A 24,842-nucleotide genomic window follows, 5' to 3' on the forward strand; every position below is an offset into this window, starting at 1 on the left:
AACTCGGGCTTGACGCCACGTAACCCCATTTATCCACAGTTGAAACATCCCTAGCGTGGGCGGTCCCGCTCCGGCCGTCCTGGTGTCGGACGATCCTTGCTCGGCGTGTCAGGCGTCGAAGCGGCGGCGGGCGGTCTCGATGTCACCGAGGTGGCGCTGCGTCCAGTGGCACATCGCGTCGACCGTCGCGCGCAGGGCGCGCCCCGGCTCGGTGAGGGTGTACTCCACCCGCGGCGGCACGGTCGGATACACCTTCCGCTCGACCAGCCCGTTGCGCTCCAGCATCCGCAGGTTCTGGGTGAGCATCTTGTGGCTGATGCCCTCGACCTGGTCGCGCAGCTCGCCGAACCGCAGGGTGCCCTCGCCGATGGCCTCGATGATCAGAAACGCCCACTTGTTGGCGACGTCCGAGAAGATCTCCCGCGCCAGGGAGTCGGCCCGCCTCAGGTCCGCCTCGCCGTCCGGCCCCTTGAACTGCTTGGTCACCATGAGGTTCCCCAGTCACTGAAAAGTGCGTTCTTCCATGTCAGCGGACACTCTCCTACAGTTCCTCAGTAACCACAAGAGACTGTTGGGTGGTCGCGCACGCGTCCCGGCCGCCCGTATCAAGGAGGCGCACGCCCATGCCCGTCACCCTGCTGAACCCCGAGGGGCTGCCCGAGATCGACGTCTACCACCACGTGGCGGTCGCGTCGGGGACGAGGCTGGTCTTCGTCGCCGGCCAGGTCTCCTGGGACGCCGAGGGGACCACGGCCGGCGCCGGCGACCTCGCCGCGCAGGTCGAACAGTGCTACCTCAACGTCGCCACCGCCCTGGCCGGAGCGGGCGGCTCGTTCGACGACGTGGTGAAACTGACCGTCCACGTCGTGGACTGGACCCCCGACAAGATGACCGCCCTCCTGGAGGGGATCTCCCGGGCGAAGGCGAAGCTGGGGGTGACGGCGACCCCGCCGGCGACGCTGCTGGGGGTCGCCGCCCTGGCCGTCCCCGACCACCTGGTCGAGGTCGAAGCCACCGCGATCCTCCCTTGAGAGAGCGCGCGTCTGCCGGAGGCACGTACTGAGAACAACTGAGTAACGTCGTCCAGAACCCACTTCTCAGTTGTCCTCAGTGAAGTGAAGTATGACGAGCTGGACGATTCGTCGAAGGGGAATACGGGGGATGACTGCGGGCTGAGGGGCGGGCCTTCATCCCCGGACGAGGTGGCGACGACGGCAGACAGTAGTGTCTGGTTCATGGCTGATGTGATCACGATCCAACCCGCGCAACCCGGTGACGGTGACGTCCTCGGCGAGATCCACGCCCTGTCCTGGGGTGTCTCGCACGGCCCGTTGTGCGCGCCGAAGGTCGCCGAGGCCGGGATCGAGGAGCGGCGCGGCAAGTGGCACCGCATCCTGGCCGAGGGCGGTGACCCGATCCTGCTGGCGCACCTGAACGAGCGGCCCGGGGCCTTCGCCCGCTTCGGCGCCTCCACCTTCCGCCCCGGCCTCGCGGAGATCCACACCTTCTTCGCCCACCCCGACGTCTGGGGCAGCGGCGTCGCGAAGGTCCTGTTGACGGCCGTCCTGGACGGGGTGCGCGACGCCGGGTACGACGACGTGCATCTGTGGACGCTCCGGGACTCCGCGCAGGCGCGCCGCTTCTACGCCAAGAACGGCTTCACCGAGACCGGCAGGACCCACGACCACGAGTTCGACGAGGGGCCTCCGCTGGCTCTGATCGAGCTGGAGCGAGCCGTACCCGGCCACTGAGCCGAACCACCTCGGGCCTCTGGGGAGGCCCGGTGAATCCGAGAGCCATGACTCTGGAGAACACAGCGGTCGGGGATTGCTCCCGTTGCCCAGCCGGTGGCCGGGCAACGGGTGGGGTCCCGTAGGCCCACCCGGTGACCAGGTGACGGGCACTGTCAGTGGTTGAGGCGGCGGGCCACTGTGAACGCCGCCGCCAAACCCCCCACCGCCAGCATCACCGCGCGCCGATGCTGGGAGAGCCACACCTGGGGGCTGTGCCCGTGCGAGCGCTTGTCGAACGTGCCGTGCGCCCCGTAGTCCTTGTCCTCGTCGGCCGGCTCCCAGAGGTTCGACACGCCGGTCGGCTGCTCCTCGTCCGTCTGCTGGGACTTGATGCCGGTCCTGGCCAGGTACCGGTCCACCAGGGCGGGGGCGACGCGCTGGGCCATGAGGGTGGCCGCAGTGCTGGCGCCGACCCAGTACTCCTTGCGTCCGGGGTGCTCGGCGGCGTACACGATGGCGCGGGCCGCGACCTCCGGCTGGTAGATCGGGGGTACGGGCTGGGGGTGCCGCCGCAGCTTGGACAGGACCCACTCGAACTGAGGGGTGTTGACCGCGGGGAGCTGGACCAGTGTGACGTCGATGCCGCTCCGGTCGGCCAGGAGCTCGGTGCGCAGCGACTCGGTGAAGCCCTTGATGGCGTGCTTGGCCCCGCAGTACGCCGACTGCAGGGGGATGCCGCGATGGCTCAGGGCCGAACCGACCTGGACGATCGTCCCGGCGTTGCGGGGGCCCATGACGTCGAGGGCGACCTTGGTACCCCACACGTAGCCGAGGTACGTCACCGAAGTGGTACGAGCGTACTCATCTGGCGAAATATCGGTGAACTTGGCGAATACTGAGGAAAAGGCGGTGTTGATCCAGGCCGAGATCGGCCCCATCTCCGCCTCGACGCGTTCCGCCGCCGCCTTCACCTGCTCGTACTCGGCCACGTCCGCCTCGTAGACCTTCGCGTCCCCGCCCGCGGTTCCCACGTCCACGGCGGCGGCGCCCAGGCCCGCCGTGCCGCGCGCGATCAGGGCGACCCGGGCGCCGCGAGCGCCCAGCTCGCGCACCACCGCCCGGCCGACCCCGCCGCTCGCGCCCGTCACCACTACCACGCGTCCTCGAAGGGATGCCATGTCGGTTGTCAGCCTGCCTCTCCCGTGTCTCGTTGCTTCTGCCGCCGGACCGCCATGGCGATGTCGACGATCGTGACGATGAACAGCACGATCGCGATCCCTGCCATCACTGGCGCGCCCGCTATGAGGCCCAACACCGTGAACGCGAAGAGGAACACCAGAATGAACGATCCCACCCTGATGTGCACCACGTCGCGCGGTGTGGCGGGCACCATGGGATGACCCTTGCGGTCACCCTCTTCGTGCCATCTACCGTCATCCGTGTTCTCAGGCATGCCGCTCACCTGCCCGTCCTGTTTGTTGCCTAACGTGCTGGGTAGCCGCCCTGCGTGCCCGAGCTGCATCCGAGTGATCAGAGTGAGCCGGGGATCGTCAGGCGCCGCCGCGGGCGTGGCTTCAGCTACGAAGGGCCGGACGGGCGGCCGGTGCGCGACAGCGCGACACTGAAGCGCATCAGGTCGCTCGTCATCCCCCCGGCCTGGAAGGACGTGTGGATCTGCCCGTCCCCGCGCGGCCACCTCCAGGCCGTCGGCACGGACGCGGCCGGACGCAGGCAGTACCGCTACCACGACCTGTGGCGCGAGCAGCAGGACAGGGCGAAGTTCGACCGCGTGCTGGAGGTGGCCGAGCGCCTGCCCGCCTTCAGGAAGGCCGTGGACGACCGGCTCAAGGGCCGCGGCCTGACCAGGGACCGGGTGCTCGCCGCCGCCGCCCGCCTGCTGGACATCGGGTTCTTCAGGATCGGCGGCGAGAACTACGACACCTACGGCCTGGCCACCCTGCGCATGGAGCACGTGACGTGCAGGAACGGCGTCGTGACCTGCGCCTACCAGGCCAAGGGGGACATCTCCCGCGAGGTCGAGGTGGGCGATCCCGGGGCGTGCACGGTGCTGCGTTCGCTCAAGGCGCTCGGCGTGGAGGGCGAGCTGCTGCGCTACCGCCGCCGGGAAGGCGGCTGGGACGACGTCAGGAGCGAGGACATCAACGACTACCTGCGCGAACTGATCGGGTACGAGGTCACCGCCAAGGACTTCCGCACCTGGCACGCGACCGTCCTGGCCGCCGTCGGCCTGGCCGTTTCCAAGCACGCCCGGGGGAGCGGCACGGCCAGGAAGCGGGCGGTCACCCGGGTGATGCGGGAGGTGGCCGAGTATCTGGGCAACACGCCGACCGTGGCGCGGGCGTCGTACGTGGACCCGCGGGTGGTGGAGGCGTACGACCAGGACAGGACGATCGCCGCGGCCCTGACGGAGCTCGGAGCCGACGCCGACTACGGGCAGCTAGCCACACACGGGACGGTGGAACGGGCCGTTATAGACCTGATTCGCACCGTTTGAGCCGTACATCACCGGGCATGCGGCGACAAGAGAAGGAGGCAAGCGATGGAAGCTCCGCAGTACGTCGCGGCCCGCGTCCAACAGGCGCTGGCCGAGGACGGACGCACGCACGAGCTCGGCATACGGGTCGACGTCCGCGGCGACCAGTTGTTCCTGCGTGGCCAGGTGAGCGGAGCCGAGCAGCGCGACAGGCTCGGCCAGGTGGCGCGGGAGATCGCGCCCGAGCTGCACGTGCACAACGAGATACGGGTGGTCGACGTCTCGGCGCCGGGGGAGGATGAGCATCTTGACTGACCTGCGAATCGCGGCGGTGGGCGACATCCACCTGGGCGAGGACGTCAGAGGCCAGTACCGGCGCAGGCTTGAGGGCATCGAGGAACGCGCCGACGTGTTCATGCTCGCGGGCGACCTCACCCGGCACGGCACGCTGGAGGAGGGGCGGCTCGTGGCCGACGAGCTGCGCGGCCTGCCCATCCCCACCGTCGCCGTGCTGGGCAACCACGACTACCACTCCGACCTGCAGTACGAGATCGCCGCCGAGCTGCGCGACGCCGGCGTCATCGTGCTCGACGACGACGGCACGGTGATCCAGTGCGGTGAGCGGAAGCTGGGCATGGTCGGCGGCAAGGGGTTCGGCGGCGGGTTCGCCGGCAAGAGCGCGAGCGAGTTCGGCGAGCGCGAGATCAAGAACTTCATCTCCCACACGCGCTACATCGCCGAGGCGTGGAAGGTCGCGCTGAAGGAGCTCGTGGCCGACCAGCGCGTGGTGCTGTCCCACTACTCCCCGATCAAGGAGACGCTGGAGGGCGAGCCGCTGGAGATCTACCCCTTCCTCGGCAGCTACCTGCTGGCCGAGGCGGTGGACACGGCGGGGGCCGACCTCGTCCTGCACGGGCACGCCCACAAGGGCACGGAGAAGGGCATGACCTCGGGCGGCATCCGCGTCCGCAATGTCGCCCTGCCCGTCCTGGGCAAGGCGTACGGCGTCTACTGCCTGGAAGAGCCCGGCAACGACTACGACGACTGACGCCGCCACGCCCAGGCCGAGGCCGTCACAACACCCGTGCGGCGATGACGCACACGTCGTCGGTGGCGCTGTCGGCGCCGAGCCGCCGCAGCACGCAGTCGATCATCTGCTCGGGATCGTCCCCCACACACGCGTGCGAGGCCAGGACGAGCGCGGCGACCCCGGCATCCAGGTCCTGCCCGCGCCGATGAGGTCGTTCAGCCAGGTGGCGAGCCGGCCCGCGGGAGCGCCCGTGTACGCCAGCCCGGCCAGCCCCGAGCGCATCTGCAGCATGATGCTCGCGGCGGTCAGGCCGTGGCCCATGGCGTCGCCGATGGCGAGCAGGACGCGGCCGTCGGTGATCAGCCGGGCCTTGAACCAGTCGCCCCCGAGCCGGGTCAGCTCCTCGCCCGGCAGGTAGCGCACGCCGACGGTGAGCCCCGGCAGGCTGATGAGGCCCCGGCGGACCGGCAGGATCGTGTCCTGGAGCTGGACGGTGATCCGGTGCTCCAGCTCGGCCCGTTCCTTCTCCTTGGTCGCCCGCTCGTGCGCCACGGCCAGCGCGCGTTCCCTGCGGCGGTTCTTGGTGACGTCCTGGACCAGGGAGCGGACCTTGACCGGCACGCCGTCCCCGTCGAGGATCGGCTCGCTGTAGACGCACAGGTGGCGTACGCCGTGCCGGTGCTGGATCCGGAACTCGTTCTCCACGGCCTCGCGGAACTCCAGCAGCGTGCGGATCTGCTCGTCCACGAGCGGCAGGTCGTCGGGGACGACCACGCTGGGCAGCTCCTCCAGGGCCATCGGGCCGTCCGCGCGGTCGCGGCCGAACATCTCGTACATCTGCGGCGTCCACAGCGTGCGCTCGGTCGCCAGGTTCCATTCGCCCCAGCCCAGCTCGGCCAGGCGTTGGGCACGTTCCCATCCGGAGACCGCTCGCCCGTCTCGTACACGGCGATGTAGTCGTCGAGCAGGCCGGAACTGGCCACGCCTGGGCTGACCGCCAGGAGGCGGCCCCCGGCCAGGTCGTCGGCCGTGCGTCCGGCCGGGGTCCTGGCGTGCTGGTTCGCGGCCAGGACCCGGAAGTCGACGACGCGCCCCGCGTCGTCCTGGACGGGGGTGAGGAAGAGGGCCGAGGCGTGCACGCCCGCCAGCATGCCGCGTACCCACTCGGGCACCTCGGGCCGTTCGAGCTCCTGCTCGGGCGGCGGTTCGATGCCCCTGGCGACCTCGGTCAGCTCCAGACCGCTGTGCTGGGCCATCCTGGCGAGTTGCACGGCGGCCTCGCCTGGGCGGATGTTGAGCCGGGTGGCCAGGCGGGCCGTGGCCTCGTCGAGGATGGCCTGGGTACGCAGGTGGCGGCGCAGGCGAGCGAGCTGCTCACGGACCCTTGCCGAAGCCGCGTTCATCTCGTAGCGGCTGAACGGCGGAAATCTGCTCACTCGCTCCCCATGCCCGATGAATCGGGATTGAGGGCTGATGCTGCTGATGTTTCGGCAAAGCTATGTGGTCCCGCTGGGCCGTTCTCGAGGTTCGGCCCAGCGGGTGAGGGTGGGCGGGTGAGGGTGGGCGGGTGAGGGTGGGCGGAGTGCGGTGCGGCGTCCGCCCTACACATTGAAGATGCTGACCCCGCCCGGGCCCACGAGGAAGCCGAGGACGATGAGCACGATCCCCCAGAGGAGGTCGCGCCGGGCCAGAATCACGTAGATCCCGGAGATGACGAGGATGACGGCGATGATCCAAAGCAAAGTAGCCATGGGATTGCAACTGCCCCCACGCGCGACTCCATAACATGTTTTCCTCCGCCGTAACGGGCAGGTGGTGGTTCATGACGGACATTCGGCAATTTCTTGTCGTGTGAAGAACACAACCCCCAAGAACTGGTACGTCAGGCCAAGGCCGCCGAACGCGCCGGTTTCGGGACCCTGTGGATCTCCGAGTCGGTCACCGAGGACGAGGCCGTTCTGCGAGCGCGAAGTGCTCCCGAGGGTGCGTCAGCCGGCCGACTTCATCAGCTTGGCGTAGCCGAGCTGCAGCCAGTCGGAGACGGCCACGGCGGTCATCGTGGCGCCGACGAGCCTGGTCACCCTGGGGGCGCAGACCAGGCCGACGGCGTACGCGGTGGCGGCCCACTGGGCCAGGCAGAACGGGCAGGCCAGCAGCTCGCCCATCGGCCCGCGCGGCTCCTCCTGGACCTCGGAGGGGCCGCCCTGGCCCTCGTACCTGGTGAACGGCGCCCGCAGGGGGCTCATGACCGGGTCCTTGGCCAGGCGCCGGGAGACCTTGTGTGTGCAGGCCGCCATGAGTGCGATGTCCAGGACGCCGACCCGCTCGGGCAGCTTCCTCTTGGTGAGCACGACGGCCATCGCCGCGCCGGCCACCCCCGCGCCGTACGTGGCCAGGATGCCCATGTAGCCGCCCAGCGGCCGATCATGCCCGTTGCCGTACGTCCGTTCCGTCTTCTCCAGCATCTCGGTCATAGGGTGTGGCGCTACCCTCAACCCCTGTCCCTACGCGCCGTCCGCAACGCCTACATGACGATCGTGCGGGTAGCCCGGAACCATGAGCAGCCATGGTCACGCGGTCACTGACGCCATCCTTGACACGTTGAAGCGCGCGAGCTCCGGGCTGAAGGACGCCGGGGTGAAGTTCGCGCTGGCCGGCGGCTGCGCGGCCTACGCCAGAGGCGCCGCCCCCTCCCTGCACGACGTCGATTTCGTCCTCACCGAGCATGACGTGCCCGCCGCGCTGGAGGCCCTGCGCGGGCTGGGTTTCCAGACCGCCAAACCGCCGGAGGACTGGCTGGTCAAGGCGTACGACGAGGGCCGGCTGGTGGATCTGATCTTCCGGGTCTCCGACCACGAGATCACTGAGGAACTGCTGGACCGGGCCGAGCCGCTGAAGGCGTCGGCGGTGATCGTGCCCGTGCTGGAGGCCACCGACCTGGTCATCTCGTGGCTGCTGCCGCTGTCGGAGCACGCCTGCGACTACGGGGCGCTGCTGGCCCAGGTGCGGGCGCTGCGCGAGCAGGTCGACTGGTCGAGGGTGGTGGCGGTGACGGCGGACTCGCCGTACGCGACGACGTTCGTCACCCTGCTGGAGCGGCTGGGCGTGCTGAGCGAGCCGGTGGTGGCCGGCGGCGAGAGCCGATGGCCCTGACGGAGGCACTTACGGAGGCACTGGCGGAGGCACTTACGGAGGCACTGACGGAGGCACTGGCGGAGGCCGCCCGGGACGGGCGGAGGGCCGCGTCCGGATCGGACGCGGCCCTCCTTCCAGGGCAGACTGCGAGGGTCACCCGCCGTAGCGGCCGTAGTAGTCACCCAGCCGCGTACGGTACTCGGGCTCCTTGTACCTGCCCTCGTCGAACTCGGGCGCGTCCTTGATCTCGGCCTTGGTGCGCGCGACGTGCACGTTGCGCTCCTGAGGGTCGATGCGCGTGACGACCTGCGCCGGCAGCATGACCTTCTTGCCGAAGATCCAGGGACCGGTGTCGACGATGATGTAGCTCTCGCCGACCTCGTACGTCGCCTCGTCGACGGACCCGATCTTCCCGTCGGTCGCCTGGACGTGGTACCCCACGAGATCCAGACTCTGACCCCGGTCATAGACGTCAGTGCGATAGTTCCAGAGCTCCATCGGGCTCTCTTCCTCTCTTCTTCCGTCTTTTCTCGGGCAAGACTCCCGCTACCCGGACAGACTCCGGTAAACCCCCCACAAAGCGTCGGTGGCGGCGGATACGATCCGCGTCACGGACAGGAAAGGGGGCCGGATGACTCTCGGCGAAGCGCAGGAGTGGGCCCCTCCGGGCGTCGATGTCACGCGTCCCAGCGTGGCCCGCGTGCACGACTGCCTGCTCGGCGGCGTGGAGAACTTCTCCGCCGACCGCTCGGTGGCGCGCCGGCTCAAGGACGCCGTGCCCGAGGTGGTCGACCTCGTCTGGTGCAACCGGGCCTTCATCGGCCGGATCGTCGACTTCCTCGTCCGCGAGGCGGGCGTCAGGCAGATCATCGACCTCGGCGCCGGGCTGCCCACCATCGAGAACACGCACGAGGTCGCCCAGTTCGCCGACCCCCGTACCAGGGTGGTCTACGTGGACCTCGACCCCATGGTCGAGCCGCACGCCCGCGCCATCCTGAGCGGCAACCCCAACGCCACCGCGATCACCGCCGACGCCCGCGACGTGGAGGCCGTGCTCGGCCACCCCGAACTGGGCCGGCTGATCGACCTCGACCAGCCCACGGCCCTGCTGGCCGTCGGGCTGCTGCACCTGTTCCCCGACGGCGACGACCCCCACGGCCTGGTCCGGCGGTACGTCGCCGAGCTCGCCCCCGGCAGCCACCTGGCCGTCTCCAACATGCTCGCCTCCGGCAACCCCAAGGCCAAGGCACTGGAGGCCCTGCTCCAGGCCACCATGGGCACCGGCCACTTCCGCGACAGGGCGGCGATCGAGGCGTACTTCGACGGGCTCGTCCTGGTCGAGCCCGGGGTGGTGCACTTCCCCGAATGGCACCCCGACGAGCGGCTGCCCGGCCCGCTGGCCCCCTGGGAGGAACTGCTGCTGGGAGGCGTGGCCCGCAAGCCGTAATCCTGGTGCCCCGCGCGACCGGTGACGGCTAGGGTGTCGGCCATGCCGCGTCGCTTCCTCGTCTGCTCCCCGCCGCCCGCCCTCTAGCGGGCGGCGGCGTTCCAGGAATTTCCGGGTCTGACGGATCCGGGGGTGGTTGCTGCCCGCACACGGGCCCATTCCGACCACTCCATCCGGAGAACTCCTGTCATGACCCCTGTCTCCGCCCGCCGTGGCGCCGTCTACGTCTCCGTGGCCGCCACCGCCTGGGGCACCGGCGGCGCCGCCGGCGCGCTGCTGTTCGAATCCAGCGGGCTCGGCCCGGTCGGCGTCTCGCTCTGGCGCTACCTGCTCGGCGCCGCCTTCCTCCTCGCGCTCACCCGCCGCCCGTCGCGCCTGCGGCGGCTCACCTGGCACGTGCTGCCGGTCGGGGCCGGCATGGCCGTCTACCAGACGGCGTACTTCGCGGCCATCGCCGGCTCCGGCGTCGCGGTCGCGACCGTCGTGACCATGGGCGCCACGCCGATCTTCACCGCCCTCGGCGGGCGCCTGCTGCTGCGCGAGCCGCTCGGCCCGGTCACCCGCGTCGCGCTGGCCGTCGCGCCGGCCGGGCTCGTCCTGCTCACCTGGGAGTCCGTCGTCCGGGCCGGGTCCCCGGCAGGCGTGGGGGCCGGGGTCGGGGCCGGCATCGGGTACGCCCTGCTCTCGGCCGCCGGGTACGCCGGCGTGACGCTCTTCTCCCGGCGCCACAGCACCGACCCGCAGGGCACGGCCGTCGGCGGTTTCGCGGTCGGGGCAGCCTGCCTGGCGCCCTTCGCCCTGCCGGCGGGCGTGCTGCCCGAGCTGAGCGTGTCGTCGGTGGCGCTGCTGCTCTACCTGGGCGCGGTCCCCACCGCCCTGGCCTACGGCCTGTTCTTCCGCGCGCTCACCGCGCTGCCCGCCACCACGGTCTCGATCATTTCGCTGGGCGAGGCGGCCGGGGCGGCGCTGATCGGCGTCGTGCTGTTCGGCGAACGGCTCACGCCGCTCGCCTGGGGTGGGTGCGCGCTGCTGCTGGCCGCCGTCGCCGTTCTCGCGCTGAAAGCGGAAACGGAGATGTGAGGTCCAGGGCCCGTGATGAGTTAAGGTCCGGTACGGCGACGCTTGCCGTATCGTCGCTCCGCTCTCTCGTTTCGGCATAAGGGAACGGCGCCGGCGAAACGTGCGTTGGAGGAACTGTGGCCTCGATAAAGGGAATGTTCAGGAACCTCCTGGATCGTCCAGGCGGGGTGAACCTGACCCCCTATCTGAAGATCGTCAAGGCGGCCGACGAGCGCGCGGCCCGCATCGGGAAGCTCGAAGAGCTGCCGACGCCGGCCATGGACGATCTGGCCGAGTTCTGCGCCGTGGTGCGCGAGGCCGCCGACCGCACCCTCGGGCTCAGGCCGTACGACGTGCAGTTGCTGGGCACGCTCGCCCTGCTCGACGGCAAGGTGGCCGAGATGGCGACCGGCGAGGGCAAGACCCTGTCGGGCGCCATGGCCGCCGCCGGCTACGCGTTGCAGGGCAAGCGCGTCCACGTGATGTCCGTCAACGACTACCTGGCCAGGCGCGACGCCGAGTGGATGGGCCCGCTCTACGAGTCGCTCGGCGTCAGCGTGGGCTGGATCGACCAGAACTCCACCCCGGAGGAGCGCCGCGCCGCCTACGCCAAGGACGTCACGTACGGGCCGGTCAGCGAGATCGGGTTCGACGTGCTGCGCGACCGGCTGCGCACCGACCCCGCCGAGATCATCGTGCCCGCGCCCGAGGTGGCCCTGATCGACGAGGCCGACTCCGTGCTGGTCGACGAGGCCAGGGTGCCGCTGGTGATGGCCGGCGCGGCCGACCCGGGCAGCGCCGTGCCGGAGATGGCGGCGCTGGTCCGCACGCTCGTCCGCGGCTACCACTACGAGATCGACGAGCAGGCGCGCAACGTCTACCTCACTCCCAAGGGCGCCGACAGCATCGAGAACATCCTCGGCGTCGAGCTCTACGACGAGCACGAGCCCGGCACCCTCATCGAGCTCAACCTCGCCCTGCACGCCCACGCGCTGCTCGCCCGCGACGTCGACTACATCGTCCGCGACGGCAGGGTGCAGCTCATCAACCCCTCGCGCGGCCGGGTGGCGCTGCTGCAGCGCTGGCCCGACGGGCTCCAGGCGGCCGTCGAGGCCAAGGAGGCGCTGCCGCCGAGCGAGAAGGGCGAGATCCTCGACTCGATCACCGTCCAGGGGCTGATCCGCCGCTATCCGCAGATCTGCGGCATGACGGGCACCGCCGTCGCGGTCAACGAGCAGCTCGGCGAGTTCTACGGGCTCAAGGTCGCGGTCATCCCGTCCAACCGGCCGTGCGTGCGGCAGGACGAGCCCGACCGCGTCTACCCGACCGTCCCCGACAAGGACGCCGCGCTGGTCGAGGAGATCCAGGAGGTCCACGAGACGGGCCGGCCGATCCTCATCGGCACCCTCGACGTGGCCGAGTCGGAGAACCTCGCCAAGCTCCTGCAGCGCCGCGGCATGGAGCCGGTCGTGCTCAACGCCAAGAACGACGCCGAAGAGGCCACGATCATCGCCAGGGCGGGCGAGCGCGGCGCGATCACCGTCTCCACCCAGATGGCCGGCCGCGGCACCGACATCCGGCTCGGCGAGGGCGTGGCCGAGCTCGGCGGCCTCTACGTGATCGGCTCCGGCCGGCACGCCAGCAGCCGCCTCGACGACCAGCTCCGCGGCCGGGCCGGCCGCCAGGGCGACCCCGGCGGCTCGGTCTTCTTCGTCAGCATGACCGACGACCTGATCACCCAGTTCGTCCCCGACGAGCGCCCGCCGGCCGCCGACCCCGACGGGCTGGTGCGCCACCGGCGCGGGGCGTACATCGTGGGCCACGCCCAGCGGGTGGCCGAGGGCGTCAACCTGGAGATCCACCGCAACACCTGGCGCTACACCCGGCTGCTCGAACACCAGCGTGAGCTGATCCTCGAATGGCGTGACAAGGTCCTGCACGGCGACGCCGCCGCCAAGGCGCTGGCCGAGGCCGACCCCGAGCGCTGGGCCGAGCTGCCCGAGGACACCAGGGACGAGACGGCCCGCCAGATCGTCCTGCACGCCATCGACACCTGCTGGACCGAGCACCTGGCCTTCCTCAACGACCTGCGCGAGGGCATCCACCTGCGCGCCCTGGGCCGGATGAGCCCGGTCGACGAGTTCCAGCGGGAGGCCGTGGCCGAGTACAAGGCGTTGCAGGCCGAGGTCGAACGCCGCTCGCTGGAGTCCTTCGAGGCCCCAGAGCCCGACCTCAAGCGCCCGTCGGCCACGTGGACGTACCTGGTGCAGGACAACCCGTTCGGCACGGAATGGGACCGGATCCTCAAGCGGGTGACCGCCGCCACGCGCCGCGGCTGACCCGCCGGGCGTACCTGACGGAAGATGACAGGTACGCCTGCCAGCATGGACGTATGACAACGAAAGCCAAGCTCATCGCCTTCACCATCGACTGCGACGACCCGCGGAAGCTGGCCGCGTTCTACCACGAGGTGACCGGCTTCGAGATCCAGTATTCGGAGGAGGAGTACGCGGCCATCGGCGACGGCTCCACGAGCATCTACTTCGGCCGCGTCCCGGGTTACAAGCCGGGCACCTGGCCCAGCCCGGACAAGAAGTTCCACCTCGACTTCCGCGTGCCGGACCTGGACAAGGCGGTCGAGGAGTACACCGCGCTCGGGGCGGTCAAGCCGGAGTTCCAGCCGGGCGTCACGGAGGAGGGGACGCGCTGGATCGTGCTGCAGGACCCGGAGGGCCACCTGTTCTGCGTGGTTCCCGAGCAATCGTAGGGGCCGCGACGCCCTCGCGGGGCATCAAGGATCGGCAACATGTTCGTGCAGGTGGCAGCCGTAGTTAGGTGATTTATCAGCCTAAAGAATGATGGTAGTGCTCCGCTCGGCTCATAAGCTTGAGCAATGCTCCTGCACGGATCCTTGCCCCTGCGCGGGCGCCGATGACCTGGGTCGGACTGCTCATCGCGCTGGCCGGAGCGCTGGGATACGCGCTCGGCGCCGCCCTCCAACAGTACGAGGCCGTGGCCGCGGGCGCCTCGCTCAAGCTGGTCCGGCGCCCCCGCTGGTGGATCGGCGGCGTGATCGGCTTCACCGGGGCGTGCCTGCACGCCGTGGCGCTCAGTTTCGCGCCCCTGGTGGCCGTGCAGCCGATCAGCGTGGCCACCCTGGTGTTCGCCGTGCCGCTGGCCGCCTTCATGTACGGCCGCAAGCCGTACCGGGCGGAGATCCTCGGCTCGATCGCCGTGGCGGTGGGCCTGCTCTGGCTCATGCTGCTGGTGCCGCAGCACAACGTCACCCCCCGGCTGAGCAGCGGCGCCGCGCTCGGCTTCCTGGGCGTCATCGCGGCGATCGCGCTGGCCTCCCAGGTGCTCGCGCGGCGCTTCCACGGGCCCGCGCGGGCGCTGCTGCTGTCGGTGGGCGCCGGCGTGGTGACGGCGAGCGTCTCGACGTTCGTCCGGGTGGTCGGCGGCGGCCTCCAGGGGGAGTGGGGCCGGTTGATCCACTGGTTCACGCTGGCCGTGCCGGTGCTGCTGGTCTGCGCGGTGGTGCTGCTCCAGCGCTCGTACGCGGTCGGCTACTTCGGCATCGCCTACGCCGGCGTCCAGGTGATCGACCCGATCACGTCGGTGCTGGCGGGGGCGATCCTGCTCGGCGAACCGCTGCCCACCAGCCCGTCCACGGCGGTCCCCGCCCTGCTGGCCGGGGCGCTCACCATCGGCGGCACGATCACCCTGGGCCGCCTCACCCCCGACCACTCCAAGCCGGCCCCCGCCCCCGCTCCCGTGCCGCCGGTGCTCACCTCGGCGACGGTGGCCGCCGAGGCGGCGTCCGAGGGCACGGTCACCGGTCAGCGGCCCGCGTCCGGTCAGTGACCGCCTCGGCCGGCGGGCGCCAGGACAGCACGTCGTCCATCGAGCGCAACATCAGTTCCGGGCTGAGCCGGCCCGCCACGGTCATGGCGAGGTCGCGCAGCCGTACCGCGACCGGGTTGCGCACCTTGGTCACCCGGCAGATCGTCATCGACTGCCGCACCACGGCCGACGTGCGCGCCAGCCGGGCGGCGGTGTAGGCGGCGAGGTCGCCGCCCGCCAGGTGCGCGAGCACCACGGCGTCCTCCAGCGCCTGGCAGGCGCCCTGGCCCAGGTTCGGGGTCATCGGATGGGCGGCGTCGCCCACCAGCGCCACCCTGCCCCGGTGGAGGGCGGGCAGCGGCGTCCTGAGGTAGTGGACGTCGTTGCGGATGATCCGGGCGGGGTCGGCGGCCCGCAGCAGCGCCGGGATCGGCTCGTGCCAGCCGCCGAACCTGCGCAACAGCTCCTCCCGCTCGTCCTCGTGGGTGGCGCCGGCGGGTGACAGGTCGGTGGCGTACACGTAGACCAGGTCGTCGGTGAGCTGGTGGATGCCGAACACCAGCCCCCTTCCCCAGCTCTCCGACCGGGGGATCGCCAGCCCGTCGCGCGGGACGAGCGCCCGCCACGCCGTCACCCCCGAGTACGCCGGCCCCGGATGCCCGGGGAAGAGCGCCCGCCGCGTCGCCGAGTGGATGCCGTCGGCGCCCACGACGAGGTCGGCCTCGACCTCGCCCGCGTCCGTACGCACGATCCCGCGCTCGGCGTCCACGCCCGTCACGGTGGTGCCCAGCCGCAGGACGTCCGGTTCCAGGGCGTCGGCCAGCACGTCCATCAGCGTCGCCCGCAGCATGACGACCACCGAGTCCCCGTACCGGGCGTCGGCGTGGTCGGCCGTGGTACGCGTCAGCCAGCGGCCGTCCGCCCGCCGCACCCCGAGCGGCCCCTCCACCGTGGACAGCTCGCGCACCCGGTCGCCCAGGCCCAGCGTGTCGAGCGCCTTCAGGGCGTTGGCGGCGACCGCGAGCCCCGACCCGACGGGCTCGACGGCGGCCGCCCGCTCCAGGACGCTCACCTCCCACCCCTTGCGGCGCAGAGCCACGCCACAAGCCAGCCCTCCGATACCGCCACCGATCACCACAGCCTTGGGCATGACGCCTCCTCGTTCACTACGTCTGTAGTGTCACCGTACTACGCCTGTAGTTCGGTCGCACTACCCCTGTAGTATTCGATCCGTGAAACGAGCGGACGCCGTCGCGGACACGGCCATCACCCTGCTGGCCGAGCGGGGCATGCGCGGCCTCACCCACCGCGCCGTGGACGAGGCGGCCGGGCTGCCGCCCGGATCGACGTCCAACCTGGCCCGCACCCGGGCCGCGCTGCTGGAGCTGACCCTGTCCCGGCTCACCGAGCTGGAGATGGAGGTCATGGCCGTGGCGTACGAGCCGGGGCCGCTCACCCCCGACGGCCTGCCCGCCCTGCTGGCCGAGGTGCTGCACGTGCAGCTCGGCGACCGCAGGCGCACCCTGGCCCGCTACGAACTGGCCCTGGAGGCCACCAGGCGCCCCGAGCTGCGCGAGATCTACAACCGGGCGGGCCGCCGGTTCCGCGACCCGGCGCTCGCCATGCTGGCCGCCCTGGGCTCGAAGGACCCGGTCCGCCACGCCCGCCAGCTCGTGGCCTTCGGGGAGGGGCTGATGTTCGACGCGATCGCGGGCGCGGGCGCCGTGCCCACCCTGGACGAGCTCACCCTCGCGCTGCGCGACCTGCTGGCCGGCATGCTGCGGAACGAGGACGCCGGCGGATAGGTCCGCCGACGCCCGTGTCGACCGCTTATGGCCTTCGGCGGCCTATTCCTCGCCGCCCGCGTCCTGGCCGTCCCTCGCGTGCTTGCCGCGAGGCTCCCGGTGGCCGTCGGCCGCGCCGGGCTCGGCCTCCGGCGACTCGTCCTTGGGGGGTGCCTCATGCCTGCCCATACGGGGGGAACTCTCCTTCTCTCGACCAACAGCTCACGGTGACCGTATGACTACAGTTACGTGCCGGGCAAGGGGGTTGGTTCACGATCCACCGGACGAATTCGAGAAAATTTCGCGTATGGCCGGGAATCAGCCGGGACAGGTCGCGCGGTAGGGCACCTCGGGCAGGTGGCGGGCCCAGTCCGCGGCCGACAGGCCCCCGTAGCGGGCGCAGACCGCCGACGCCGGGTCGCCGGCCGCGGGCGACCGGGCCAGGTCCAGCGTGAGCACCGTCCCGCCCGCGGTCAGCACGCGCGCCGTGCGCCCGTCGCCCGCGAGCACCGCCCGCGCCGGCCGGTCCGCGCCCCCCACCGGCACCTGGCGTTCGGCCAGCAACGTGCGGTCGGGGACGCGCCACACCCGCACCCGGTCGTTGTCCGTCCCGGCCAGCAGCCGGCCGTCCGGGCTGAAGCGCAGGTGGCCGGGCGAGGGCCGCAGCCGGGCGCCGAGAACGGGCACGCCGTCCAGGTCGTAGATCTGGATGCCGGTCTCCTCGGCGATGGCCACCCGCTCGCCGTCGGGCGCGAACGTCGTGTACTCCCACGGCATCCGGTCCAGCCAGGGCGCGGGGGTGACGCGGTCGCCGCGCCTGATCGCCGAGCGCCGTCCCTCGAACGTCAGCGCCACCCGGTCGCCCGGCCCGGCCACGGCGTACTCGCCGACGAAGGCCGCCCGGCGGGCCCGCAGGTCCCAGGCCCACCGCTCGCCCGACTGCCGGGCCGCGGCGAACAGCAGCCCGCCGCCCGGGCTGAACCACGCCGACTGCTCGCCCGGCGCCCCCAGCCCCCTCCCGAACGGCGGCCCCACGCCCTGCCCCGAGGAGGTGTCCCACAGGTACGACCGGTCCACGCCCACGAACGCCAGCGTGCGCCCGTCGGGGGACCAGGCCATCGCCCGCACGCTCTGCTCGGGACCGGCCGTCTCGGCGAGCCCGCGGTGCCCGGGGACGTCGTAGACGCGTACCGTGTCGTCGGTCAGCGCGGCGAGCCGCGAGCCGTCGTCGCTGATCGCGTACAGCGTGCGGGGCCCGGCGTCCGGGGCGGTGAAGACGTCCACGGCCGGGTCGGCCGCCGCCGCCGTCAGGGCCCGCCGCGCCTGCGGCACCCGGGCCAGCCGCCAGGCCGCCAGGCTCAGCCGGCGCGCGGTCACCGGATCGGCCACCCGCAGCGCCTCGGCCCGCGAGGCGGCCACCTTGGCCATCGCCTGCTCCAGCCGCCCGTCGGCGGCCCCGCGCTGCCACACCGCGAGCAGCGCCGCCAGCACCGCGACCGACAGCAGCCCCGCCATGAGCGCCCGCCGCCTGCGCGCGCCCCCGCGGGCCCGCGCGAGGCCCTCGTCCAGGAAGGTCTGCTCGCCGGCGCTCAGGGTGACCCGCCGCCGCCCGCCGGCCGCCCACGCCATCGCCCGGTCGAGGGGTTCGCCCTGGTAGAGGTCGAACTCGCGGCGCCCGCCCGCCTCCCACGCCCGCGCCGCCCGGGCCAGCTCCCGGTGCACGGCCAGGCCGTCCCGCTCGCTGTCCAGCCACTCGTGCAGGCGCGGCCAGGCCCGCAGCAGCGCCGCGTACGTGATCGTCAGGGGCCCCTGGTCGGCGATCGTCAGGATCCCGGCCTTCCCGTACGCCTCCAGGACCCGGTCGATCGCGGCCACCTCGTCGGGGGCGCGTCCGGCGACCAGATCGTCGCGAGGAGCGGGGGCCACGGTGTCGCCGCCGGACTCGTCGAGCCCGACCAGGCGCAGGAAGACCTCGGGCACCAGATCCTGGTCCGCCCGGCAGAGCTGGAGGTAGATCGCCTCGGCGCGGGCGCCGAGCGGCGGGTCGTCGACGGGCTCGGGCGGCAGCAGGCGGCCGAGCTGCGACTGGGGGGCGTCGAGCAGGGACATGAGCAGGCGGCGGGCGTCCGGGCGCTGCTCGGGGTCGTCGTGGAGCGCGGCGGCGACCAGGCCGCGTAACAGCCGGTCGAGGCGCTCCCCGTTGCCTAATCGCTCGGTGAGCCCGTACGCGGCGAACAGCAGGACGCGCCCCCACGCCTGGACGTCACCGGCCGGCCCCGCCTCCGCGTCGGCCAGCCCCAGCCCCACCAGGCGCGGCCCCTCGGCGCCCAGAATGATCTTGTCGGGCGTGAGGGACCCGTGCACCGCCCCCGCCTCGTGCACCGCGGCCAGCGCGGTGGCCGTGGCGGCGGCCAGGCGGTAGAGGTCGTCGCCGGCGAAGGGGCCGTGCCGGTCGACGACCTGGCGCAGCGTCGGCCCCTCGATGTACTCGCTGACCAGATACGGCGGATCGCCCTGCGGGCACGCCTCGACCAGCCGCGCGGCGTGCACCGAACGCACCTCCCGGACCTGCGCGTACGCGCCCGGCCCAGGCAGGTGGAGCGCATGGCGACCGCCCGACTCGTCGTAGGCCTCGCGGACGGCCGTCCGTCCGCCGCCGTCGAGCCGGGCGCCGAGCCAGTAGCCTCCCAGCCGATCAGTCATGCGGGATTAGATGCCGCCTTCCGTTCAGCGGTTCAGTCGAGCCCGGTGCTCCGGCCATTCCTCTTCGAGGATGCCGAAATAGACCGTGTCGCGCCAGGTGCCGTCGGGCCTTCTGCGGTGGCGGCGCAAGGTGCCCTCGTGCACGCCGCCGATGCGCCGGATGGCGGCCTGGGAACGCAGGTTCAGCACGTCGGTCTTGAGCAGGACGCGGTTGTGGCCGAGGCCGAAGGCGTGGTCGAGCAGCAGCAGCTTGCAGTTGGTGTTCACCGCGGTGCGCCAGTGGGCGCGGCCGTACCAGGTCCAGCCGATCTCGACGCTGTCGTCGAAGCCGGGCACGTCGATGTAGGTCGTCCAGCCGCCCGGGCGTCCGGTCTCCTTGGGGATCACCGCGAACGGGACGTGGTGGTCGTCGTCGATGAGCGCGCGGGCCGTCCTGGCCAGGTCCGCCTCCGTACGCGGGGTGGCGATCGGCAGCCAGCGCCAGAGCTCGTCGTCCCCGCCGCCGGCGGCGAACAGGTCCGGGACGTGGTCCAGGGTGAGCGGCTGGAGGCGTACGACGTCGTTCTCCAGCACCACGGGCGCGGGCAGCTTGGCGGTCATGCCGCCACGATAGGACGCGGTCCCGTCGCAGGTTGACGGCCACCTGTCGGTTTTTGCGGGGAACCACCTGTCGACAGCCATACCGGCCGGTCGGTAGGCTCACCGGCATGGACTTCGCCTTCGACACCGTCACCGAGGACCTGCGCGAGCGCCTGCTCCGCTTCATGGACGAATGCGTCTATCCGGCCGAGCCCGCCTTCGAGGAGCAGGCCGCGGCGGCCGGCTGGAGCCCGCCACCGCTGCTCGACGACCTCAAGGACGAGGCGAGGAAGCGCGGCCTGTGGAACCTGTTCCTGCCGGGCGCGCACGGCGCCGGCCTGACGAACCTCCAGTACGCCCCGCTGGCCGAGATCATGGGCCGCAGTCCCGGCATCGCCCCCACCGCCACCAACTGCGCCGCCCCCGACACCGGCAACATGGAAGTGTTGTCGATGTTCGGCAGCCAGTGGCAGCGCGACGAGTGGCTGCGCCCGCTGCTCGACGGCGAGATCCGCTCGGCCTTCGCGATGACCGAGCCCGACGTCGCCTCCTCCGACGCCACGAACATCGCCACCTCGATCGTCCGCGACGGCGGCGAGTACGTCGTCAACGGCCGCAAGTGGTTCATCTCCGGCGCGATGAACCCCAACTGCAAGATCTTCATCGTCATGGGCAAGACGAACCCCGACGCGCCCAAGCACCGGCAGCAGAGCATGATCCTGGTGCCGCGCGACACCCCGGGGCTGCGCGTCGTACGCGGCATGCACGTCTTCGGCTACACCGACGCCGACCACGGCGGCCACGCCGAGGTGATCTTCGAGGACGTACGCGTACCGGCCGAGAACCTGATCGGGGAGGAGGGCGGCGGCTTCGCCATCGCGCAGGCCAGGCTCGGCCCCGGCCGCATCCACCACTGCATGCGCCTGATCGGCATGGCCGAGCGAGCGGTCGAGCTGATGTGCCGGCGGGCCGTGGCCCGGACGGCGTTCGGCAAGCCCATCGCCCGGCAGGGCGTGGTCCAGGACTGGATCGCCGAGTCCCGGATCAGGATCGAGCAGCTCCGCCTGCTCGTGCTCAAGACCGCCTGGCTCATGGACACCGTGGGCAACCAGGGCGCCCACACCGAGATCCAGGCCATCAAGATCTCCACCCCGGTCACCGTCGAATGGATCCTGGACAAGGCCATCCAGGTGCACGGCGCGGGCGGCGTCTCCCAGGACTTCCCGCTGGCCGCGCTCTGGGCGGGCGCCCGTTCCCTGCGCCTGGCCGACGGCCCCGACGAGGTCCACAAGCGGTCCCTGGCCTATCGCGAGCTGAAGAGGTTCATGTGAACGAAGCGCAGATCCAGGAGCGCGTACGCGCGTTCCTGGGTGAACACGACCCCGACGGGGACCGGCTGGAGTTCCTGCGGGCCAGGTTCGACGCCGGGCTGGCCTGGGTCTGGTTCCCCGAAGGGCTCGGCGGCCTCGGCGCGGCCAGGGAACTGCAGCAGGTGGTCGAGCACGAGCTGGCCGGCACGCCGCAGATCAACGGCGGCGTCCAGGGCATCGGCCTGGGCATGGCCGCGCCCACGATCCTGGCGTTCGGCACGCCGGAGCAGAAACGGCGCTTCCTGCGCCCGCTGTGGACCGGCGAGGAGATCTGGTGCCAGCTCTTCAGCGAGCCAGGCGCCGGCTCCGACCTGGCCACCCTCGCCACCCGCGCGGTCAGGGACGGCGAGGAGTGGGTGGTCGACGGCCAGAAGGTGTGGACGTCGGGCGCCCACCACTCGCGGTGGGCGATCCTGGTCACCCGCACCGACCCGGACGTCCCCAAGCACCGCGGCATGACGTACTTCATCTGCGACATGCACGCCCCCGGCGTCGAGGTGCGGCCGCTGCGGCAGATCACCGGCGAGGCCGAGTTCAACGAGGTGTTCCTGACCGGCGTGCGGCTCTCCGACGACCTGCGGCTGGGCGAGGTCGGCGACGGCTGGCGGGTCGCGCAGACCACGCTGATGAACGAGCGCGTCGCGATCGGCGGCGCGCCCGTGCGGCGCGGCGGCGGCATGGTCGGCGCGGTGCTGGAGGCCTGGCGCGAGCACCCCGAGCTGCGCACCCACGACCTGCACCAGCGGCTGCTGGCGCTGTGGGTGGAGGCCGAGGTGACCCGCCTGTCCGGGGCCCGGCTGCGCGAGCAGCTCGCCGCCGGCCAGCCCGGCCCGGAGGGTTCGGGCATGAAGCTGTCGTTCGCCAGGCTCAACCAGGCGCTGTCCGGCTTCGACGTCGAGCTCCGCCGCGACCTGGGCTACGACGACTGGACGTTCCGCCGCTCGGAGGACGTCGACTTCTACGGCCGCGGCCCCGGCTACCGCTACCTGCGGGCCAAGGGCAACTCGATCGAGGGCGGCACGTCCGAGATCCTGCGCAACATCATCTCCGAACGGGTGCTCGGCCTGCCCTCCGAGCCCCGCGTCGACAAGGACGTGCCCTGGAAGGACCTGCCGCGATGACTCTGCTCTACTCCGAGGTCGAGGAGGAGCTGCGCGCGGCCGTGCGCGGCCTGCTCACCGACCGCTGCCCGCCGGCCGCGGTGCTCGGGCGCGTCGAGTCGCGGCCCTACGACCTGGACCTGTGGAAGACGCTGGCGGGCGAGATCGGGGTCGCCGGGCTCCTCGTCCCCGAGGAGCTGGGCGGCGCGGGCGCGTCGGCCAGCGAGGTCGCCGTCGTGCTGGAGGAGCTGGGCCGGGCCGTGGCGCCGGTGCCGTTCCTGACCAGCGCGGTGCTGGCCACGCGGGCGCTGCTGCCCACCGGTGACGCCCTGCTCGGCGAGCTGGCCGAGGGACGCAGGACGGCGGCGCTGGTCGTGTCGTTCGCGGCCTCGCCGTACCGGCCGGGGCGCGGGTCGTCGCTGCGGCTGGAGGGCGGGCGGCTGTCCGGGACCGTCGCCGGCGTGGCCGGCGCGGACGTGGCCGACGTGCTACTCGTGCCCTTCGAGGGCAGGCTGTACGAGGTCGAGGGCGCCACCGTCGAGGTCGTGCCCTCGCTCGACCTGACCAGGCCGGTCGCCACCGTCACCCTCTCCGGGGCGGAGGTCCGCGACGTCGGTGCGTGCGACCTGACCGGCGTGCTGCGGTTCGGGGCGGGCCTGCTGGCCTCCGAGCAGTTCGGCGTGGCCGAGTGGTGTCTCGACACGACGCTCGCCTACGTCAAGGAGCGCCACCAGTTCGCCCGGCCGGTCGGCTCGTTCCAGGCGATCAAGCACCGGCTGGCCGACCTCTGGCTGGACGTGGTCAGGGCCAGGGCCGCCGCCCGCGGCGCGGCCGCCGATCCCGGGGACATCCCGGTCGCGGTGGCGCAGTCGTGGAACGCGGGGGTGGCCGTGCACGCCGCCGAGGAGGCGGTGCAGCTCCACGGCGGGATCGGGATGACCTGGGAGCACCCCGTGCATCTGTATCTCAAGCGCGCCAAGGCCACCGAGATCGCGCTCGGCACGCCCGGCGACCACCGGGAGGCGCTGGCCTCACTCGCCGGCGTCCCCGGCCCCGAGGGAGTTCAGCAGTAGGTCGGCGAAGTGCTTGCCCACCTGGGCGCCGGTCAGCGGCCCGTCCGCGTGGAACCAGGTGCCCAGGTGGTGCACCGAGCCGAAGAAGTAGTCGACGACCAGCTCGGCGGGCACCCGGTCGCTGAGGACGCCCGTGCGCTGCCCCTCGGCGACCAGGTCGCGGAAGCGCTCGTGGTAGCGGCGGCGCTCGGCGCGTACGGTCTTCTGCTTCTCGGTCGCGAGCAGGTGCATCGACCTGAAAAAGATCTTGGAGTCGTCCAGGTTCGCGGTCGTCGTCTCCACGACGTCGGCCGCGGCCCGGTGCAGCCGCTCGCGGACCGTGCCGGGACCGTCGGCGATGCGCGTCAGCCGGTCCATCTGCATGCGGAGCAGGCGGGCGTAGATCTCGTGCAGCAGATCGTCTTTTGAGTCAAAATAGTGGTACATGGCGCCCTTGGTGACGCCGGCCGCCAGGACGATCTCCTGGACCGAGGTCCCCTCGAATCCACGGGCCGCGAACAGCCTGGTCGCCTCGGCGAGCAACCGCTGCCGAACGGGTTCTTCCTTCACATCGTCCCCCTAGTCACCTGCCACAGCATACCGACTGGTCGGTTGACGGTCTTGCGGGTTTTATTTACGTCACCTTAGGCTCACCTTGGTTCGTGCTTGGGTATCAGTTAGACCGGCGAGGGATCTTCGGTGTGGCAGATCCTGAAGGTTTCTACTCATTTCGGGGAGTTTGCCGTGCCCGGTGGCTCTATCTACGTGCAGCAGGACGAGAAGTACACAGGCTCATCCCAGCAGTGGTGGTACGAGAAGTTCTGGCGCGAGGACGCCCCCAACCGGCGTCGGTCCAGGTACGTCAAGGCGGGCGTGGGCGCGGTGGCCGGCGTCCTGCTCGCGCTGAGGTTCGGCTCGGAGTTCATCCTGTTCTGGGGAGCCGTCACGGCCGGTCTGGTGGCCGCCGTCGACTGGTACATCGACTGGCGCTCGTTCCGCGCGACGGCCGTCTGGCGGGGAGCCCGGCGCGGTGAGCTGATCACCGGCCGGCTGCTGCGCAGGCAGCTCGGCAGGCACGGCTACCAGGTGCTCGACGGCCGCGCGATCCGCGACAAGGCCTCGATCGACCACCTCGTGATCGGCCCGACGGGCATCTGGGTCATCGACAACGAGTCCTGGAGCCCCGACACCGAGATCGGCTGCTACAACGGCAGGCTGTTCTTCAGCGAGAAGTACGGGACCAAATGGGCCAAGCCGCTCGTCGACACCGCCGAGGCGTTCGCCGAGCTGCTGACCCGCGAGACCGGGGTCGAGGTCACGATCTCGCCCATGCTGGCCGTCCACTGCGGGCTGCTGCCGCGCGGCGGCGTCGTGGCCGGCGAGGGCCTCACGCTGCTCAAGCCGCGCCTGGTCGCCAGGCGGATCAAGGCGGTCGAGGGCGTGGTGTTCACCGAGGCGCAGGTCGAGCTGCTGGCCCGCACCGCGGCCAGGGAGCTGCAGAAGGTCTGACCGC

28 protein-coding genes and 1 pseudogene are annotated in these 24,842 nt (G+C 71.6%); 16 read left to right on the top strand and 13 right to left on the bottom strand.

What is annotated here, in order from left to right; genetic code table 11:
- Positions 1-108 precede the first annotated feature (108 nt).
- Complete coding sequence (locus ACIHAD_RS18720; RefSeq protein WP_397355731.1) at positions 109-489, bottom strand: winged helix-turn-helix transcriptional regulator; 381 nt, start codon at positions 487-489, stop codon at positions 109-111.
- A gap of 134 nt (positions 490-623) precedes the next feature.
- Between ACIHAD_RS18720 and ACIHAD_RS18725 the strand changes: the two genes are divergently transcribed.
- Positions 624-1,031, top strand: coding sequence for a RidA family protein (locus tag ACIHAD_RS18725; protein ID WP_397355732.1), 408 nt, complete (start codon positions 624-626; stop codon positions 1,029-1,031).
- 204 nt (positions 1,032-1,235) lie between these two features.
- A complete protein-coding gene (locus ACIHAD_RS18730) occupies positions 1,236-1,751 on the top strand; it encodes a GNAT family N-acetyltransferase (protein ID WP_397355733.1) in 516 nt (171 codons plus the stop codon).
- Positions 1,752-1,906: 155 nt separating this feature from the next.
- On the opposite strand, the gene ACIHAD_RS18735 is transcribed toward ACIHAD_RS18730, so the two are convergent.
- Both ACIHAD_RS18735 and ACIHAD_RS18740 read right to left on the bottom strand, forming a co-directional pair.
- Positions 1,907-2,911, bottom strand: coding sequence for an SDR family oxidoreductase (locus ACIHAD_RS18735; RefSeq protein ID WP_397355734.1), 1,005 nt, complete (start codon positions 2,909-2,911; stop codon positions 1,907-1,909).
- Between the two features lie 8 nt (positions 2,912-2,919).
- Positions 2,920-3,186: a hypothetical protein gene (locus tag ACIHAD_RS18740; RefSeq protein WP_397355735.1), complete on the bottom strand. Its 267-nt coding sequence runs from the start codon at positions 3,184-3,186 to the stop codon at positions 2,920-2,922.
- Between the two features lie 54 nt (positions 3,187-3,240).
- Here ACIHAD_RS18740 and ACIHAD_RS18745 point away from each other — a divergent pair, with 54 nt between their 5' ends.
- Genes ACIHAD_RS18745 through ACIHAD_RS18755 form a run of 3 tightly spaced genes read left to right on the top strand, consistent with a single transcriptional unit; the run spans position 3,241 to position 5,275 of the window.
- The gene (locus tag ACIHAD_RS18745; RefSeq protein WP_397355736.1) at positions 3,241-4,248 is read left to right on the top strand and encodes a DNA topoisomerase IB; all 1,008 of its coding nucleotides are present in this window, start codon (positions 3,241-3,243) and stop codon (positions 4,246-4,248) included.
- A 45-nt stretch (positions 4,249-4,293) separates the two neighbouring features.
- Positions 4,294-4,542 (top strand): BON domain-containing protein, encoded by a 249-nt coding sequence (locus ACIHAD_RS18750; protein WP_397355737.1) that lies wholly within the window; start codon positions 4,294-4,296, stop codon positions 4,540-4,542.
- Positions 4,535-5,275, top strand: a complete 741-nt coding sequence (locus ACIHAD_RS18755) for a metallophosphoesterase (protein WP_397355738.1) — start codon at positions 4,535-4,537, stop codon at positions 5,273-5,275. The genes ACIHAD_RS18750 and ACIHAD_RS18755 overlap by 8 nt, the downstream gene beginning before the upstream one ends.
- A 102-nt stretch (positions 5,276-5,377) precedes the next feature.
- On the opposite strand, the gene ACIHAD_RS18760 is transcribed toward ACIHAD_RS18755, so the two are convergent.
- From ACIHAD_RS18760 to ACIHAD_RS18775, 4 genes and pseudogenes are all read right to left on the bottom strand, one after another.
- Entirely contained in the window at positions 5,378-6,421 is a 1,044-nt protein-coding gene (locus tag ACIHAD_RS18760) for a PP2C family protein-serine/threonine phosphatase (protein ID WP_397355739.1), read from the bottom strand.
- Positions 6,422-6,477: 56 nt separating this feature from the next.
- Positions 6,478-6,660: pseudogene (locus tag ACIHAD_RS18765) on the bottom strand (ANTAR domain-containing protein); the annotation flags it as partial.
- Positions 6,661-6,858: 198 nt separating this feature from the next.
- Entirely contained in the window at positions 6,859-7,008 is a 150-nt protein-coding gene (locus ACIHAD_RS18770) for a GPGG-motif small membrane protein (protein ID WP_165959640.1), read from the bottom strand.
- 237 nt (positions 7,009-7,245) lie between these two features.
- Positions 7,246-7,731 carry a DUF1360 domain-containing protein gene (locus ACIHAD_RS18775; RefSeq protein ID WP_397355740.1) on the bottom strand — a complete coding sequence of 162 codons (486 nt, stop codon included), beginning with the start codon at positions 7,729-7,731 and terminating at the stop codon, positions 7,246-7,248.
- 127 nt (positions 7,732-7,858) lie between these two features.
- On the opposite strand from ACIHAD_RS18775, the gene ACIHAD_RS18780 reads away from it, so the two are divergent.
- Positions 7,859-8,410: a nucleotidyltransferase gene (locus ACIHAD_RS18780; protein WP_364084808.1), complete on the top strand. Its 552-nt coding sequence runs from the start codon at positions 7,859-7,861 to the stop codon at positions 8,408-8,410.
- A gap of 135 nt (positions 8,411-8,545) precedes the next feature.
- Here the strand turns inward: ACIHAD_RS18780 and ACIHAD_RS18785 are convergent, their stop codons facing one another.
- Entirely contained in the window at positions 8,546-8,833 is a 288-nt protein-coding gene (locus ACIHAD_RS18785; RefSeq protein WP_352352063.1) for a PRC-barrel domain containing protein, read from the bottom strand.
- 190 nt (positions 8,834-9,023) lie between these two features.
- On the opposite strand from ACIHAD_RS18785, the gene ACIHAD_RS18790 reads away from it, so the two are divergent.
- The 5 genes from ACIHAD_RS18790 to ACIHAD_RS18810 all read left to right on the top strand — a co-directional run bounded on the left by ACIHAD_RS18790 (position 9,024) and on the right by ACIHAD_RS18810 (position 14,762).
- Positions 9,024-9,839, top strand: a complete 816-nt coding sequence (locus ACIHAD_RS18790) for an SAM-dependent methyltransferase (protein WP_397355741.1) — start codon at positions 9,024-9,026, stop codon at positions 9,837-9,839.
- Between the two features lie 189 nt (positions 9,840-10,028).
- Complete coding sequence (locus ACIHAD_RS18795; RefSeq protein ID WP_397355742.1) at positions 10,029-10,919, top strand: DMT family transporter; 891 nt, start codon at positions 10,029-10,031, stop codon at positions 10,917-10,919.
- 134 nt (positions 10,920-11,053) lie between these two features.
- On the top strand, positions 11,054-13,237 hold the full coding sequence (gene secA2 / locus ACIHAD_RS18800) for an accessory Sec system translocase SecA2 (RefSeq protein ID WP_397355743.1): 2,184 nt from the start codon (positions 11,054-11,056) through the stop codon (positions 13,235-13,237).
- A 53-nt stretch (positions 13,238-13,290) separates the two neighbouring features.
- The gene (locus ACIHAD_RS18805; RefSeq protein WP_397355745.1) at positions 13,291-13,665 is read left to right on the top strand and encodes a VOC family protein; all 375 of its coding nucleotides are present in this window, start codon (positions 13,291-13,293) and stop codon (positions 13,663-13,665) included.
- Between the two features lie 164 nt (positions 13,666-13,829).
- Positions 13,830-14,762 carry a DMT family transporter gene (locus ACIHAD_RS18810; protein WP_397355746.1) on the top strand — a complete coding sequence of 311 codons (933 nt, stop codon included), beginning with the start codon at positions 13,830-13,832 and terminating at the stop codon, positions 14,760-14,762.
- On the opposite strand, the gene ACIHAD_RS18815 is transcribed toward ACIHAD_RS18810, so the two are convergent.
- Positions 14,731-15,891: an FAD-dependent monooxygenase gene (locus tag ACIHAD_RS18815; RefSeq protein WP_397355747.1), complete on the bottom strand. Its 1,161-nt coding sequence runs from the start codon at positions 15,889-15,891 to the stop codon at positions 14,731-14,733. The genes ACIHAD_RS18810 and ACIHAD_RS18815 overlap by 32 nt on opposite strands.
- A gap of 82 nt (positions 15,892-15,973) precedes the next feature.
- On the opposite strand from ACIHAD_RS18815, the gene ACIHAD_RS18820 reads away from it, so the two are divergent.
- Positions 15,974-16,546: a TetR/AcrR family transcriptional regulator gene (locus ACIHAD_RS18820; protein WP_397355748.1), complete on the top strand. Its 573-nt coding sequence runs from the start codon at positions 15,974-15,976 to the stop codon at positions 16,544-16,546.
- A gap of 42 nt (positions 16,547-16,588) precedes the next feature.
- Here the strand turns inward: ACIHAD_RS18820 and ACIHAD_RS18825 are convergent, their stop codons facing one another.
- The 3 genes from ACIHAD_RS18825 to ACIHAD_RS18835 form a co-directional block, all read right to left on the bottom strand.
- Positions 16,589-16,714 (bottom strand): hypothetical protein, encoded by a 126-nt coding sequence (locus tag ACIHAD_RS18825; RefSeq protein ID WP_397355749.1) that lies wholly within the window; start codon positions 16,712-16,714, stop codon positions 16,589-16,591.
- 129 nt (positions 16,715-16,843) lie between these two features.
- A complete protein-coding gene (locus ACIHAD_RS18830) occupies positions 16,844-19,228 on the bottom strand; it encodes a hypothetical protein (RefSeq protein ID WP_397355750.1) in 2,385 nt (794 codons plus the stop codon).
- A gap of 24 nt (positions 19,229-19,252) precedes the next feature.
- Complete coding sequence (locus ACIHAD_RS18835; RefSeq protein WP_397355752.1) at positions 19,253-19,828, bottom strand: GNAT family N-acetyltransferase; 576 nt, start codon at positions 19,826-19,828, stop codon at positions 19,253-19,255.
- Positions 19,829-19,935: 107 nt separating this feature from the next.
- Here ACIHAD_RS18835 and ACIHAD_RS18840 point away from each other — a divergent pair, with 107 nt between their 5' ends.
- Genes ACIHAD_RS18840 through ACIHAD_RS18850 form a run of 3 tightly spaced genes read left to right on the top strand, consistent with a single transcriptional unit; the run spans position 19,936 to position 23,350 of the window.
- Positions 19,936-21,138: an acyl-CoA dehydrogenase family protein gene (locus tag ACIHAD_RS18840; RefSeq protein ID WP_397355753.1), complete on the top strand. Its 1,203-nt coding sequence runs from the start codon at positions 19,936-19,938 to the stop codon at positions 21,136-21,138.
- Positions 21,135-22,298, top strand: a complete 1,164-nt coding sequence (locus ACIHAD_RS18845) for an acyl-CoA dehydrogenase family protein (RefSeq protein WP_397355754.1) — start codon at positions 21,135-21,137, stop codon at positions 22,296-22,298. The genes ACIHAD_RS18840 and ACIHAD_RS18845 overlap by 4 nt, the downstream gene beginning before the upstream one ends.
- Entirely contained in the window at positions 22,295-23,350 is a 1,056-nt protein-coding gene (locus ACIHAD_RS18850) for an acyl-CoA dehydrogenase family protein (RefSeq protein ID WP_397355755.1), read from the top strand. The genes ACIHAD_RS18845 and ACIHAD_RS18850 overlap by 4 nt, the downstream gene beginning before the upstream one ends.
- Here the strand turns inward: ACIHAD_RS18850 and ACIHAD_RS18855 are convergent.
- Positions 23,309-23,899, bottom strand: a complete 591-nt coding sequence (locus tag ACIHAD_RS18855) for a TetR/AcrR family transcriptional regulator (protein ID WP_397355757.1) — start codon at positions 23,897-23,899, stop codon at positions 23,309-23,311. The genes ACIHAD_RS18850 and ACIHAD_RS18855 overlap by 42 nt on opposite strands.
- Before the next feature lie 174 nt (positions 23,900-24,073).
- Here ACIHAD_RS18855 and ACIHAD_RS18860 point away from each other — a divergent pair, with 174 nt between their 5' ends.
- Entirely contained in the window at positions 24,074-24,838 is a 765-nt protein-coding gene (locus ACIHAD_RS18860) for a nuclease-related domain-containing protein (protein WP_397355758.1), read from the top strand.
- Positions 24,839-24,842 lie beyond the last annotated feature (4 nt).

Source organism: Nonomuraea sp. NPDC052265 (genome assembly GCF_044547985.1).
Lineage (GTDB): Bacteria > Actinomycetota > Actinomycetes > Streptosporangiales > Streptosporangiaceae > Nonomuraea.